Origin of the sequence: Streptomyces sp. NPDC046862 (assembly GCF_040704615.1) — a bacterium.
Classification (GTDB): Bacteria; Actinomycetota; Actinomycetes; order Streptomycetales; family Streptomycetaceae; genus Streptomyces.
Map to the genome: position 1 here is coordinate 86,827 of NZ_JBEYXP010000017.1, position 14,467 is coordinate 101,293.

At 72.5% G+C, this 14,467-nt stretch carries 11 protein-coding genes; 2 read left to right on the forward strand and 9 right to left on the reverse strand.

Annotated features, from left to right (window positions below; genetic code table 11):
* Nucleotides 1-23: 23 nt before the first annotated feature.
* From AB0959_RS20550 to rpe, 6 genes are all read right to left on the reverse strand, one after another.
* Nucleotides 24-476, reverse strand: coding sequence for an Lrp/AsnC family transcriptional regulator (locus tag AB0959_RS20550; RefSeq protein ID WP_366827861.1), 453 nt, complete (start codon nt 474-476; stop codon nt 24-26).
* 10 nt (nt 477-486) lie between these two features.
* Entirely contained in the window at nt 487-1,953 is a 1,467-nt protein-coding gene (locus AB0959_RS20555; protein ID WP_366827862.1) for an amino acid permease, read from the reverse strand.
* A 244-nt stretch (nt 1,954-2,197) separates the two neighbouring features.
* Nucleotides 2,198-3,640 (reverse strand): GuaB1 family IMP dehydrogenase-related protein, encoded by a 1,443-nt coding sequence (locus tag AB0959_RS20560; protein ID WP_366827864.1) that lies wholly within the window; start codon nt 3,638-3,640, stop codon nt 2,198-2,200.
* Nucleotides 3,641-3,773: 133 nt separating this feature from the next.
* Nucleotides 3,774-4,127 (reverse strand): barstar family protein, encoded by a 354-nt coding sequence (locus AB0959_RS20565; protein WP_366827865.1) that lies wholly within the window; start codon nt 4,125-4,127, stop codon nt 3,774-3,776.
* 252 nt (nt 4,128-4,379) lie between these two features.
* Nucleotides 4,380-5,423, reverse strand: a complete 1,044-nt coding sequence (locus AB0959_RS20570; RefSeq protein ID WP_366827866.1) for a sugar-binding domain-containing protein — start codon at nt 5,421-5,423, stop codon at nt 4,380-4,382.
* Between the two features lie 225 nt (nt 5,424-5,648).
* Entirely contained in the window at nt 5,649-6,335 is a 687-nt protein-coding gene (gene rpe / locus AB0959_RS20575; protein ID WP_366827867.1) for a ribulose-phosphate 3-epimerase, read from the reverse strand.
* A 71-nt stretch (nt 6,336-6,406) separates the two neighbouring features.
* On the opposite strand from rpe, the gene AB0959_RS20580 reads away from it, so the two are divergent.
* The gene (locus tag AB0959_RS20580; RefSeq protein WP_366827868.1) at nt 6,407-8,593 is read left to right on the forward strand and encodes an MMPL family transporter; all 2,187 of its coding nucleotides are present in this window, start codon (nt 6,407-6,409) and stop codon (nt 8,591-8,593) included.
* Nucleotides 8,594-8,631: 38 nt separating this feature from the next.
* On the opposite strand, the gene AB0959_RS20585 is transcribed toward AB0959_RS20580, so the two are convergent.
* Nucleotides 8,632-10,071 carry a transcription antitermination factor NusB gene (locus AB0959_RS20585; protein ID WP_366827869.1) on the reverse strand — a complete coding sequence of 480 codons (1,440 nt, stop codon included), beginning with the start codon at nt 10,069-10,071 and terminating at the stop codon, nt 8,632-8,634.
* A 115-nt stretch (nt 10,072-10,186) separates the two neighbouring features.
* Nucleotides 10,187-11,119, reverse strand: a complete 933-nt coding sequence (gene fmt, locus AB0959_RS20590) for a methionyl-tRNA formyltransferase (RefSeq protein ID WP_366827870.1) — start codon at nt 11,117-11,119, stop codon at nt 10,187-10,189.
* 292 nt (nt 11,120-11,411) lie between these two features.
* Between fmt and AB0959_RS20595 the strand changes: the two genes are divergently transcribed.
* Nucleotides 11,412-11,954: a hypothetical protein gene (locus AB0959_RS20595; protein ID WP_366827871.1), complete on the forward strand. Its 543-nt coding sequence runs from the start codon at nt 11,412-11,414 to the stop codon at nt 11,952-11,954.
* 260 nt (nt 11,955-12,214) lie between these two features.
* Here AB0959_RS20595 and AB0959_RS20600 read toward each other — a convergent pair whose 3' ends face one another.
* Nucleotides 12,215-14,374, reverse strand: coding sequence for a primosomal protein N' (locus AB0959_RS20600; protein WP_366827872.1), 2,160 nt, complete (start codon nt 14,372-14,374; stop codon nt 12,215-12,217).
* Nucleotides 14,375-14,467: the final 93 nt, after the last annotated feature.

Genomic DNA, 14,467 nt, shown 5'->3' on the forward strand with positions numbered 1-14,467 from the left:
GGCGTGCTGCGCCGACCGAGCTCCTAGGCAGGCGCCCCGGAAGAGAACCTCCGCAGCAAGGGAGACAGCACCAGCACGGACTTCGTCCGCTCCACGAACGACTCCCCCGCGATCCGCTCCAGCACCCTCTCGAAGTGCCGCATGTCGGAGGCGAAGACCTGCACCACCGCATCGGCCTCGCCGGTGACCGTGGACGCCGCCACGACCTCCTGATACCGCTCCAGCCCCCGCTGGATCGTCTCCGGCGAGGTGTTGCGGCGGCAGTAGATCTCGACGAACCCCTCGGTCTCCCAGCCGAGCGCGGCGGGATCGACCCGCACCGTGAAGCCGGTGATCGCCCCGGTCGCGCGCAGCCGGTCCACGCGCCGTTTGACGGCGGGCGCGGACAGGCCGACCAGGTGGCCTATGTCGGCGTAGGAGCGGCGGGCGTCCTCGGCGAGGGCGTGCACGATGCGTTCGTCGAGATCGTTCAGCACTGCGGGTGGATCACTTCTCTGGAGTCGCGAGACGGGAACGGCGGTAGCCGTAACTGAAGTAGAACACGAGCCCGGCGGCCATCCAGACCCCGAAGACCACCCATGTGACGGCGTCGAGGCTGCCCATCATCCAGAGGCAGAAGAGGAGGCCGAGCGCGGGCAGCACCGGCGACAGCGGCACCCGGAATGTACGCGGCATGTCCGGCCGGGTCCACCGCAGCACCACGACCGCCACGTTGACCAGCGCGAAGGCGAACAGCGTGCCGATGCTGGTGGCGTCGGCGAGCTGGCCGAGCGGGATCGCGGCGGCGAGGACGCCGCAGAAGAGGGACACGATGACCGTGTTGGCGCGGGGCGTGCCCGTCTTCGGGTGGACTCGGGAGAACACCTTGGGCACGAGCCCGTCGCGGGACATGGCGAACAGGATGCGGGTCTGGCCGTACAGCACGGTCAGGACGACGCTGGCGATGGCGATGACGGCTCCCGCCGCGAGCACGGTGCCCCAGAAGGCGTCGCCGGTGGTGTCCTTCATGATCCCCGCGAGCGCGGCTTCCGAGCCGTCGAACTTCTGCCAGGGGCGCGCTCCGACGGCGACCGCGGCGACGAGGACGTACAGCGCGGTGACGATGACCAGCGAGAGCATGATGGCGCGCGGCAGGTCGCGCTGGGCGTTCTTGGCTTCCTCGCCCGCCGTGGAGGCGGCGTCGAAACCGATGTACGAGAAGAAGAGCGTGGCCCCGGCGGCGCTGACGCCGGCCATGCCGAGCGGCATGAAGTTTTCGTAGTTGCCGGAGCGGAAGCCCTGGACGCCGATCACGCAGAACAGCAGCAGCGCGGCGATCTTCACGGCGACCATGACCGTGTTTGCGCGGGCGGACTCGCGGGCGCCGCCGAGCAGGAACACCATCGCGAGCAGGACGACGATCAGCGCGGGCAGGTTGAAGATCCCGCCGTCGCCGGGTGGGGCGGACAGTGCGTCGGGGATGGTGACGCCGATCGTGCCGTCGAGCAGCTCGTTGAGGTACTCGCCCCAGCCGACCGCGACCGCGGCCACCGACACGCCGTACTCCAGGACCAGGCACCAGCCGCACACCCAGGCGACCAGTTCACCCATCGTTGCGTACGCGTACGAGTACGAGGAGCCGGCGACCGGGATGGTGCCCGCGAGTTCGGCGTACGAGAGGGCCGAGAAGAGCGCGGTGAGGCCGGCGATCACGAAGGAGAGGGTGACGGCGGGACCGGCGTCGGGGACGGCTTCGCCGAGCACCACGAAGATACCGGTGCCGAGCGTGGCACCGATGCTGATCATGGTGAGCTGCCACAGCCCGAGGGAGCGCCGCAGTCGGCCGCCCTCGCCCTGGCCACCCTCCTCGACCAGCCGTTCCACGGGCTTGCGGCGCATCGGCCCGGCGGCTGTGCCGGAGGGAGGGGGTGTGGGGCGGGCGGGGGACGGTGGGGGTGCGCCGTGGTCGAGCACGCGTCGGCTCCTTCATCGCTGCCGGTCAGGGCGGGTGAGGACCGGCGGCACCCCGAAGCAGGGACCCACCGAGCAGGAGGTCCCCGCCACGCCACGTACAGGGCATGAGCCTACTGATCTTTTCTTCGCGGGCGTAACGCAGCAACCTTGCACACGTCCGCAAGATCGTTGCGCGCATCGGGGCCGCGTGCACGTTCGTTGCGCGACGGCTCTCGACCATTGCGCGCGACCCCTTCCGGCCCGCTCAGTTCCAGCTGGCGTGCAGCGGCTGGCCCTCCGCGTAGCCGGCGGCGCTCTGGATGCCGACGACGGCCCGTTCGGCGAACTCCTCCAGGGAGGAGGCGCCCGCGTAGGTGCAGGAGGAGCGGACGCCCGCGATGATCGAGTCGATGAGATCCTCGACTCCCGGGCGGGCCGGGTCGAGGAACATGCGCGAGGTGGAGATGCCCTCCTCGAACAGGGCCTTGCGGGCGCGGTCGTACGCCGACTCGTCCGACGTGCGGTTGCGGACGGCTCGCGCGGAGGCCATGCCGAACGACTCCTTGTAGAGGCGGCCGCCCGCGTCCTGCTGGAGGTCGCCCGGCGACTCGTACGTCCCCGCGAACCAGGACCCGACCATGACGTTCGACGCCCCGGCCGCGAGGGCCATCGCGACGTCGCGCGGGTGCCGCACACCGCCGTCGGCCCACACGTGCTTGCCGTACTTCCGTGCCTCGGCAGCGCATTCCAGGACGGCCGAGAACTGGGGGCGGCCCACACCGGTCATCATGCGGGTGGTGCACATGGCGCCGGGGCCCACACCGACCTTGACGATGTCCGCTCCGGCCTCGATGAGGTCGCGCACGCCCTCGGCGGCGACGATGTTGCCCGCGGCGATCGGCACGGTCGGGTCGAGCGCCCGGACCGTCCCGATGGCGCTGATCATCGACTCCTGGTGGCCGTGCGCCGTGTCGATGACGAGGGTGTCGACGCCGGCGTCGAGGAGTTGCTTGGCCTTGCCCGCGACGTCGCCGTTGATGCCGACGGCGGCGGCTATGCGCAGCCTGCCGCCCGCGTCCGTGGCCGGGGTGTAGAGCGTGGCGCGCAGGGCGCCCTTGCGGGTCAGGATGCCGGCCAGCCTGCCGTCGGCCTCGACGGCGGGGGCGTAGCGGCGGTTGGCGGCGTCGAGGGTGTGGAAGGCCTCGCGCGGGTCGATCGTCGCGTCGAGGAGCAGCAGGTCCCGGGACATGACCTCGGAGAGCTGTGTGAAGCGGTCGACGCCGGACAGGTCGGTGTCGGTGACGACGCCGACGGGCCTCTGCTCCTCGTCCACGACCACACCCGCGTTGTGCGCGCGCTTCGGCAGCAGGGCGAGGGCGTCGGCGACGGTCTGGTGGGGGCCGAGCACGATCGGGGTGTCCAGCACGTGGTGGCGGCCCTTCACCCAGGAGATGACCTCGGTGACGACCTCGATCGGGATGTCCTGCGGGATGACGACGAGTCCGCCGCGCCGGGCGACGGTCTCGGCCATACGACGGCCCGCGATGGCGGTCATGTTGGCCACGACGATCGGGATGGTGGTACCTGACCCGTCCGGCGAGGTCAGGTCCACGCCCTGGCGGGATCCGACCGCGGAACGGCTCGGCACCATGAAGACGTCGTCGTACGTCAGGTCGTACGCGGGCTGGATGTCATTGAGGAAACGCACGTGCTGCACATCCCAGTCGATCAGAGGTGGCCCCCCGACAGGTCAGCCAGGGGGAAGAGAGCACGTACTTCATTTTCCCATGGTGGCCGGTTTGAGTGGCCCGGACAGATCGTCCAGAGTGGCCGGGGTCGTCCTAGGAGGATCCTCCGAGAGCGAGCATCACCCGCAGCGGGGTCTCCGTGCCGCGCCAGCGGTCGCCGGCCTCGGCGAACACCTCCTGCGCGATACCCCAGTCGTGCGGCACCGCCAGGGCGAACTCCTGCCATCCGGTGACCACGACCAGCCGCCCCCGCGCGGCCGGGGCCCACGACAGGTCACCGAGGCAGTCGGCGAGGGCGTCCCAGTTCCGCCCGAAGTAGTCGGGCAGCCCCAGGGCACGGGCGCAGCGGTCCATGAAGGCGGGCTTGTCGGTGACACCGGCGAGGTCGAGCTCGACGTACCACCAGTCGGCGGCCCCCAGCGCGTCAGCCAGCGTGCCGTCACTCATCCGAGCACCGTCCCGATCGAGTCGTAATGATCATCGATTAGTACACCTCGCCGCCCTCACCGCCGCCAGTGCGCCGGACCTGGAGGCGTGCCGGCCGATGGGGTGCGCCCCGTAAGGGGCGCGGGGAACTGCGCGACCAGCCACAACGAACCCACAGCCGCTGACGCACCCCACCCAGGCAGACGAGACTCACCGGCCCGACACGGAGCGACCCGCAGACGAGACGACCCGCTGAACCCGCGGAGCGAACCGTCACGCCCCGTCCGGATCCGTCCGACTGAGCGCGGACTTCGGCGCCGGCCCCGCCATCAGCAGGGCGTCCGCCGCCGCCGTGTCCGTGACGAGGCTGGTGACCAGCCCCGACCGCAGTACCGCGTCAATGGCGGCAGCCTTCCGCTGCCCGCCCGCGATCGCGACGACCTCGGGGATACGGCGCAGCTGGTCGGCCTTGACGGTGATGCACCGCTCCCCCAGGTCCCGCCCCACCCGGCGGCCCTCGGTGTCGAAGAGGTGCGCGGACATCTCGGCGGCGACACCGAGGGACGCGTAGTGGGAGCGCTCCTCCTCGGTGAGCATGTCGTGCACCGTCGAGATGCCCGCCTCCCAGGACCCGATGGAGACGCAGGCGACCGTGACCTTGTCGAAGTACTCAAACGCGCGTGCGATCCCGGTCTGGTGGCGCAGCGCCTCCGCGGTCGCCGCGTCCGGCAGCAGCATCGGCGCGTAGATGGGGTGGGCGTCCCCGCCGGAGACCTGGGCGGCCCGGCGGACGGCCTCCACCGAGCCGCGCTCTGCGGTACCGGCGTCGTACACGCCCGTCAGCTGCACCACCGTGCACGGCGGCAGCCGGTCGAGAGCGGCCGCCATGTGGATGGTGGAGCGGCCCCAGGCGAGCCCGAGGACGTCGCCCTCGGTCACCAGTTCGCCGAGAAGGTCGGCGGCGACCTCACCGAGGTTCTCCGGGTCGGGCGACTCCTCCGCCTCGGCGGGCGACTCGACCACCACGGCGTGCCGGAGGCCGTAGCGGGCGCGCAGCGCGTCGGAGCGCTCGGCGTCCAGCTCGGCGGGGACACGGATCTCGATGCGTACGAGATCCCGTTCGAGAGCGGTCTCCAGGACCCGGGCCACCTTGAAGCGGCTGACACCGAACTCCTCGGCGATCTGGATCTTGGATTTGCCCTCGAGATAGAAGCGGCGGGCCATCGCCGCCGCCTGCACCAGCTCAGCGGGTCCCATCCGCATGGCTGACCGGCCCGCCGACATACCCGACACGGCCTTCTCCTCACTGCTGTTCACACTCTGGATACGCCGTTCATCCTTGCAGATCCGGCATGTTCGATCAGCCCGGACGGGTGGCGTTCACGATGTCTTGGCCCAGTGGTCGCACGTCACCGGCTTCCTGGGCCCCACTGGTCGGACGTCCCCGCGGCTTCACGGGGTTCCTGATCAACGCTCCGGGGCCCCTGTGAGGTTCCTGAACGCGGCCGTGTTCCCGCGGCTCCCGGTCGTCCCGTCGGGTGTTCAGTGGGAACATGCCCAGGCCGCCGTGGCCGTCGCCGCCTCGGCCTGCGCGCGCAGGGCCCGTACCGCCTCGGCCGGATCCTCGGCCCCGTACACCGCCGAGCCGGCGACGAAGACGTCCGCGCCCGCCTCGGCGCAGCGCTCGACGGTGGAGGCCGAGACCCCGCCGTCGACCTGGAGCCAGAGCTCGAGACCGTGCTTGGTGATCAACTCGCGGGTGCGGCGGATCTTGGGGAGCATGATGTCGAGGAACGCCTGGCCTCCGAAGCCCGGCTCGACCGTCATGATCAGCAGCATGTCGAGCTCGGGAAGCAGGTCCTCGTACGGCTCGATGGGTGTCGCGGGCTTCAGCGCCATGGAGGCCCGGGCGCCCTTGGCACGGATCTCACGGGCGAGCCGCACGGGCGCGGCGGCCGCCTCGACGTGAAAGGTGACGGAACCGGCGCCCGCCTCGATGTACTGCGGTGCCCACCGATCGGGGTCCTCGATCATCAGGTGGCAGTCCAGCGGGGTCTCCGTCGCGCGGGCGAGCGACTCCACCACCGGCACACCGAGCGTGAGGTTCGGGACGAAATGGTTGTCCATCACGTCTACATGGAGCCAGTCGGCCCCTTCGACGGCCTTTGCCTCCTCGGCGAGCCGGGCGAAGTCGGCGGACAGGATGCTGGGGTTGATCTGCGCGGCCATGTCCTAAGCCTCCCATGCCCGGCACCGCTTGTTCCCCCCAGTCCGAGCCCGGCCACCGGCTGGAGGCGCCCATGACGGAGTCCCAGGGCCCGCTTGAGGACCGGCAGCCGAAGGACCGGCCGCGCAAGGGCATCGCGCACCTGGCCTGCGGCCGTCGCGCCAAGTGGCTGGTGCTGGCGCTGTGGCTGGTGGTGCTCTTCCTGACCGTGCCGTTCGCGCAGAAGCTCAGCAGCGCCCAGGACAACGACGCGGCGTCGTGGCTGCCGGGCTCCGCCGAGTCCACCCAGGTCCTGCGGATCTCCGAGGGCTTCAGGCCCGAGCAGATCCCAGCGGTCGTCGTCTACGCCCGCGACAGCGGCCTCACCGCCGCGGACCGGGCGAAGATCGAGGCGGACGTACGGCAGATCAAGGCACTGCGCGACCACGGCATCCGCGGCGCGGAGACCCGGGGGCCGGTCTACGACCGCGCCACCGATCCGCGGGCCGCCGAGATCCTCGTCCCCATCACGGTGACCGAGGAGGGCTGGGAGCGCATCGCGCCCGCGGTCGACTCGATCCGCGACCAGACCGGAAAGAGCCAGGGCGGGCTGGCCGTCCACATCACGGGTCCGGGCGGTACGTCGGCCGACTTCTCGAAGGCGTTCGAGGGCATCGACTCCACGCTGCTGTTCGCGGCGATGGGCATCGTCATCGTGATCCTCCTGTTCACCTACCGCAGTCCGACCCTCCTGCTGGTACCGGTGGTCTCGGTGGTCGCCGCCCTGTTCACCGCCCAGGCGCTGATCTACTTCCTGGCGCAGTACGGGGGCCTGACCGTCAACGGCCAGAGCGCGGGCATCCTCACCGTCCTCGTCTTCGGCGCCGGCACCGACTACGCGCTGCTGCTGGTCGCCCGCTACCGCGAGGAGCTGCGCCGGCACGAGGACCGGCACGAGGCGATGGCCCTCGCCCTGCACCGCGCGGGCCCGGCCGTGATCGCGTCCGGCGCCACCGTCGTCCTCAGCATGCTCGTCCTGCTGACAGCCGAGATGAACTCGACGAGCGGCCTCGGCCCGGTCGCCGCCATCGGCGTCGCCGTCGCCCTGATCGCGATGATGACGCTCTTCCCCGCCCTGCTGGTGATCTTCGGCCGCTGGATCTTCTGGCCGGCGATCCCGCACCTCGGCTCGGCCGACCCCACCGCGCGCGGCTTCTGGGCCCGTACCGGACGCGGCATCTCCGGCCGCCCGCGCATGACCTGGTGCATCACGGCGGCGGTCCTCGCCCTGTGCTCACTGGGGCTGATCCAGCTGCGGGCCGAGGGCATCAGCAACGCGGACGCCTTCACCGGCAAGCCGGACTCGACCGTCGGCCAGGAGGTGTCCGCACGGTACTTCCCGGCGGGCAGCGGTGACCCCCTCGTGATCATCAGCAACCGGGCGCAGGCCGAGGACGTGGGGCGCACGGTCGCCGGGACCCGCGGAGTCGTCCCGGACTCGCTCGGTCTGCCGCCCGGCACGAAGCCCGAGCACAACGGCCAGGTCCTGTTCGAGGCGACCATGACCGACCCCTCCGACAGCGAGGCCGCGAAGCACACCGTGGAGCGCGTCCGCGACGCCGTGCACGCGGTGCCCGGCGCCGACGCCAAGGTCGGCGGCGGTACGGCGGCCCTGCTCGACATGGACAGGGCGACGACCCACGACAACATCCTGATCATCCCGCTCGTCCTGGCCGTGGTGCTGCTGATCCTGGGTGCCCTGCTGCGGGCCGTGGTCGCGCCGCTCCTGCTGATCGGGACGGTGGTGCTGTCGTTCGCCGCCGCGCTGGGCATCAGCGCGCTCGCGTTCCGGTACGCCTTCGACTACGCGGGAGAGTCGACGGACTTCCCGCTGTTCGTCTTCGTGTTCCTGGTCGCCCTGGGCATCGACTACAACATCTTCCTGACCACCCGCATCCGCGAGGAGGCGGTCCGCCAGGGCACGCGTCCCGGTGTGGTGACGGGCCTGGCGGCGACGGGCGCGGTCATCACGTCCGCCGGCCTGGTCCTGGCCGGCACCTTCGCCGCCCTCGGCACGCTCCCGTTGATCGCCTTCGCCGAGATCGGCTTCGCGGTCGCGCTGGGCGTGCTGCTGGACACGTTCGTCGTACGGTCCGTCCTGGTGACGGCGCTGTTCCTGGACGTCGGACCGAAGGTGTGGTGGCCCCACCGGCTGTCCCACGAGGACGGCGGAGGCACGGCGCGGGAACCGGCGGTGCAGGCCACACGGCGAGATGGCTGAGGGCCCGCGCGCCTGATGAGCCACACGTGTACCGGGCTTCAGGCCAGCCTGCGGATCAGGGCCAGATACATCGCGTCCGTCCCGTGCAGATGCGGCCACAGCTGCACATCCGGGCCCTCGCCCAGGTCCGGTACGCCCTCCAGCAGCGGCCGGGCGTCGATGAGTTCGGCCGAGGAGCCGTACTGCTTGAGCACGTCGTCGACGACCGCGCGGGTCTCGGCGAGGTGCGGCGAACACGTGGCGTACCCGACGACACCGCCGGCACGCACCGACTCGAGCGCGTTGCGCAGCAAGGCGCGCTGGAGCGGCCCGAATCCGTCCAGGTCCTCGGGCCGCCGCCGCCACCGCGCCTCGGGCCGCCTGCGCAGAGCCCCGAGTCCCGTGCAGGGCACGTCCATCAGCACCCGGTCGAAGGTGCCCGGCCGCCACGGCGGCCGCGTCCCGTCGGCGGCGATGACCTGATACGGCCCGGGGTTGCCGTCCAGTGCCTTCGCGACGAGCCCGGCCCGGTGCGGCTGCTTCTCGGAGGCGAGCAGCACGGCGCCCCGCTCCGCGGCGAGGCCGGCAAGAAGGGCGGCCTTCCCGCCGGGCCCGGCGCACCCGTCCAGCCACGCCTTGTCGGGGCCGTCCAGGGGCATGTTCGCGAGGGCGAGCGCGACGAGTTGGCTGCCCTCGTCCTGCACGCCCGCACGGCCCTCCCGTACGGCGTCGATGGCGCCCGGCTCGCCACCCTCGCTGAGGGCCACGGCATACGGCGACCAGCGCCCGGGCGTCGCGGCCTCGTCCCCGAGGGCGTCGAGCAGCTCACCGGCGGTGGCCCGCCCGGGACGGGCGACGAGGGTGACTTCGGGGCGCTCGTTGTCGGCTTCCAGGAGCCGCTCGATGCCCGCGCGACCACCGCCGAGGGAGTCCCACAGCGCGGAGACGACCCAGCGGGGATGCGAGTGGACGACGGCGAGATGGTCCTCCGGGTCCTCGTCGTACGGCGGCGCGATCCGCTCGAGCCAGCCGTCGAGGTCGTCCTGCGCGACCTTCCGCAGCACGGCGTTGACGAACTTGGCGCGCCCGTCGCCGAGGACGACGCGCGCGAGTTCGACGGAGGCGGAGACGGCGGCGTGGCTGGGGATCCGGGTCCCGAGCAACTGGTGCACCCCGAGACTCAGCACGTCCAGCACGGGCGGGTCGACCTCCCTCAAGGGCCGGTCGACACAGGCCGCTATGACGGCGTCGTACGTCCCCTGCCGCCGCAGCGTCCCGTACACCAGCTCCGTGGCCAGCGCCGCGTCACGCCCGTCGAACTTGTCGGGTCCCTCCTTCTCCCGCGCCTTGCGCAGCAGCGGCGGCAGCACGAGGTTCGCGTACGCGTCCCGCTCGTCCACGGCCCTGAGCGCCTCGAAGGCGAGGATGCGGACGGGGTCCTTCTGGGGGCGGCGGTAGGGCTTGCCCGGCCTGCGCGGCCGACGTGACTGCTCACTCACGAAAAAGGTGCTCCGGAAATCAGGGTGGGGACACGCATAAGCGACGCGTCAAGCCTACGTCCCGCCCGGCCGGCGGCTGAGGCGTGCTGCAGAGAGGCCGTGCTCAGGCGCTTCCCTACGCCCCGAGGGTCTCCCCGTCGGCATTGCGCACTCCGCGGGCCCAGTCCGCCGCCCGCATCGGCTTCTTGCCCTGGGCCTGCACCCACAGCAGCTCGACGGCGTACGACCCGGTGCCCACGTACACGTTGTTCTTGCCGACGGCCAGGGCGCCCGGAGCGAGGTCGTCACGGTCCGGCACGAGGGCGACCTGGATGAGCTTGAGCCGCTCGCCACGGAGCGTCGTCCACGCGCCGGGGGCGGGCGTGCATCCGCGCACCACCCGGTCGACGCGCAGGGCGGGCGCGGACCAGTCGACGTGCGCGTCCTCGACGGTGATCTTCGGCGCGAGGGTGACGCCCTCGGTGGGCTGCGGAACGGCCTTGAGCGTCCCGTCCGCGATCCCGTCCATCGTCGCGGCCAGCAGCCCGGCCCCGGCGAAGGCCAGCCGGGTGAGGAGGTCACCGCTGGTGTCGGTGGGCCGGATCTCCTCGGTGACGGTCCCGTAGACGGGCCCTGAGTCCAGACCCTCCTCGATCAGGAAGGTCGACGCCCCGGTGATCCCGTCCCCCGCCATCAGGGAGTGCTGCACGGGAGCGGCTCCGCGCCAGGCGGGCAGCAGGGAGAAGTGCAGGTTGACCCAGCCGTGCGCGGGGATGTCGAGGGCGACGCGGGGCAGCAGCGCGCCGTACGCCACCACGGGGGCGCAGTCCGGCGCGATCTCCCGCAGCCGGGCCAGGAACTCCTCGTCCCTGGGCCGGTTCGGCTTCAGCACCTCGATGCCCGCCTCCTCCGCCCGCTGCGCGACGGGGCTCGCGACCAGCCGCCGCCCGCGCCCCGCCGGCGCGTCCGGCCGCGTGACGACGGCGGCCACCTCGTGCCGCCCGGAGGCGATCAGGGCGTCCAGGGCGGGAACGGCGACCTCGGGGGTACCGGCGAAGACGAGCTTCATGGGTGACTGTCGGCCTCTCGGGCGGGAGTTCGGATCGGCCCCGGCGTCTTTGGCATTCGGCAACGGGTGTGCGGGGCAGCACACCAGTCTATGGGGGCGTCGGTTGAGAGCCGACAACCCACCCGCGCGGGCCGCCGAGTGCGGGAAACGCGACCTCAGGGGGCGTACGAATATGCCCTTACGCCCCCGCAGCGTGACCACAAACCCGTAGACGCGTTGGTCAAGACAGAGTTGACCAAACAGGCCGCAATCGCGGCCCATCCTTTTCAACGCCGGTTCGAGAGGCTTGTTCATGGCCGACCACGCAACCCACGACGCCCAGGCTCGGGCCAGCCTGCACTTGCTGGTGCGGGACATCGAGCGGGTCCGCCGGCAGGTGGACGCACTACGCACCCTGACCGCCCAGTTGGGGAACGTCTACCGCCCGCGCCGCTCCGGCCCTTCCACGGGCTTCGTCGTCTACGGACGTGCTCCCGCCCCGACCGTCCGCCTCGCCCAGGAGCTGCGGGACAGCGTCGAGACCCTGGTCACGGCCGCCGTGGACTTCGACCGCTCACTGGGCTTCTCGTGGGACGCGGTGGGCTCGGCGCTCGGAGTCACCAAACAGGCCGTGCACCGCCGTTACGGCGCCCGCCGCGCCGCCGCCCAGGCCGCGGCGGAGTCAGAGCGCGCCGCGGAACCGTCGGGCACGCGCACGGTCAATGTCGGAACCGGCATCCCCGCGGTGCCCACGGTCCCGGCCGCCCGGTCGATGCCGACCCAGCCCACGGCGGGCAGCCCGACGCTCCGCGAGGAGGCAAGGCCCACGGCCTTCCCGAGCCCGCGCAACGGCTGACCAACTCCCGTCGGCTGCCTCCCGGTTCCGGAACCGGGAGGTAGTGCCATGTCCGAACAACGGCACCACGCCAAGTCCGGACCTCGGCACCACGCCAGGCCCCGGGCCGTCCCTGGACGCCGACGCCGGGCACCGCTCGGTCCATCGCCTCGCACCGCTCCGCCTCCCGAGGCTCTCCGTCGCCGGTCTCGGCCGAGGCTTTCCGTCCCCGGTCGGCCGAGGCTCTCCGTCGCCGGTCGGCCGACGCTTTGCGTTGCCGGTCAGCCGATGTCGAGCGGATCGATGCGGATGCGCACCGCCTCGCCCCCGCTCCCCCCTCGCGCCATCCGGGCCGCCAGCGCGCTCTTCAACGCGGCGGCCAGCGCGGCCCCGCTCCCCGGTGGAACGCGGACCAGCGCCCGCTCCCACCGCTCCCCCGCCGGCGGCGCCCCTGTCCTCCGGGGCCGCCCGGCATCCGTGACGGGCAACGGAACAGGGCCCAGCACCTCGGCATCCCGCGGTAGCTCGGCGCCGGTCAGGAACTCGGCCACCGCTTCCGCCGTACCCGACACCGCCGCCATCCGCGACACCGGCGGGAACCCCAGCTCGGCCCGCTCGGCGAGTTCCCGCACGGCGTGCCCGACGGGGTCCCACCGTACGAGGGCCTGCACGGGCCGCAACGTGGGTTCGGCGACGACCACCACCGTGCCGCCCGCCCCCTGCTCCCGTACGAGCGCGGCGGCACCGATCCACCGCCGCAACGCCTCCTCCCCGGCCCGCAGATCAGGGCGGCCGAGCATGGCCCAGCCGTCCAGCAGCAGGGCGGCCGCGTACCCGCCCTCGGCGACCGGCTCGGCGCCCGGAGTGCTCACCACCAGGGCGGGCGCCGCCGACACCGTGTCCAGGACCTGCTCCCGCCCCGAGGTCCGCACCGGCACCGCCGGGAAGGCCCGCCCGAGCTCCTCCGCCGTCCGCCGCGCCCCGACGACCTGCGCCCGCAGCCGGAAGCCCCCGCACTCCGCGCAGTGCCAGGCACCCTCCTCGCGCCCGCACCACGCACAGCGCAGAGCACCGCCTCCGGCCTCCTGGGCCTCCAGCGGTCCGGCACACCGCCGGCACCGCGCCGGCTCACGGCACCGCGCGCAGGCCAGCCGTGGCACGTACCCCCGCCGCGGCACCTGCACGAGCACCGGCCCGTGCCGCAGCCCGTCCCGGACCACCTGCCAGGCGAGGCTCGGCAGCCGGGCCGCCCGCGCGGCCTCGTCCCGCGCCAGCTCGGCGTCGCCCACGGTCCGCACCAGTGGCGCAGTGGCCCGCACCCGCTCACGATCGGCGACGAGCGGAGCGGCCCAGCCACTCTCGACGAGCTGCGCGGCCTCCACGGTGCACGTCCAACTCCCCAGCAGAAAGGCGCACTTGTCCCGGGAGGCCCGAAGCTCCAGCACCTCGCGCACATGCGGAAACGGCGCGCGGTCATCGCTGTGACTGGCATCGCCGTCGTCCCAGACGACCACGAGCCCGAGATCCCGCACGGGCGCGAACATGGCGGCCCGCGTCCCCACCACGGCCCGCACGGCCCCCCGCCGCACGGACAGCCACTCCCGGTACCGCCGCTCCTGCCCGGCATCGGCCGTGAGCACGGCATGGTGCCCCTCGCCCAGCAGCTCCCGCAGCGCCGCGTCCACCCGCGCGACCGGCCGCCCGGCCGGCAGGACGACGAGCGCGCCCCTCCCCGAGGCGAGCGTGGCCTGCACGACCCGCGCGATCTCCTCGGCCCACTGGGGTCCGGGCAACGCGGTCCACACGGCCCGAGGCGCCCCGCCCGAGGCCAGGGCGTTCAGGAAATCCGCTCCCCTGCCGTACCGCTGCCAGGACCCCGGCTCCGGCGCCGCGGGCGGAGCGGGCGGCGTACCCGTCTCCCGGGCCTCGGCCCGCCCGTGCCGTGGCGGAACGGCCAGCTGCAGAACATCCGCCAGGCTCCCCGCGTACCGGTCTGCGACGGCCCGGGCGAGCCCCAGCAGTTCGGTCCCGAGGACGGGCTCGGGCGACACGACCTGGGCCAACGCGGCGAGCGGGCCCGCGTAGTCGGACTCGGCCACCCGCTCGACCAGGAACCCGTCGATCAGCGACCCGCCCTCTCGCCTCCCGTCGCGCACAGTCCGCCCCCCGGCCCCGAACCGCACCCGTACCCGCACCCCTGGCTGGGCCACGGCATCCAGCTCCTCGGGCACGGCGTAGTCGAAGTACCGATCAAGATGCAGCACCCCCTTGTCCACCAGCACCCGCGCAACCGGCAACTCCTTGGCCAGCGCGGCCCCCCGCCACGTCCGCGGCTTCGCCTTCGGCGCCTTGTTCTTCCGCACGGCCTCCCGAATGAGCGCGAGCTGCTCCGGCCCCGCCTCCTGGGCGCCGCCGCTCCCCTGCCCGTTGTCGCTGCTCACACCTGCATTCTTACCAAACACCGCTGACAGCGGCCGCCCACCAAGATCACGCCGGCGGCCACAGCGAACAGGAAGCGCCCCAACCACACTTTT

Bases quoted from the DNA above. Each gene is read 5' to 3' on its own strand.
- AB0959_RS20565 (WP_366827865.1), bottom strand. From the start codon at position 4,127: ATGAGTGACGGCACGCTGGCTGACGCGCTGGGGGCCGCCGACTGGTGG.
- rpe (WP_366827867.1), bottom strand. From the start codon at position 6,335: ATGGCCGCGCAGATCAACCCCAGCATCCTGTCCGCCGACTTCGCCCGG.
- AB0959_RS20580 (WP_366827868.1), top strand. From the start codon at position 6,407: ATGACGGAGTCCCAGGGCCCGCTTGAGGACCGGCAGCCGAAGGACCGG.
- fmt (WP_366827870.1), bottom strand. From the start codon at position 11,119: ATGAAGCTCGTCTTCGCCGGTACCCCCGAGGTCGCCGTTCCCGCCCTG.
- AB0959_RS20595 (WP_366827871.1), top strand. From the start codon at position 11,412: ATGGCCGACCACGCAACCCACGACGCCCAGGCTCGGGCCAGCCTGCAC.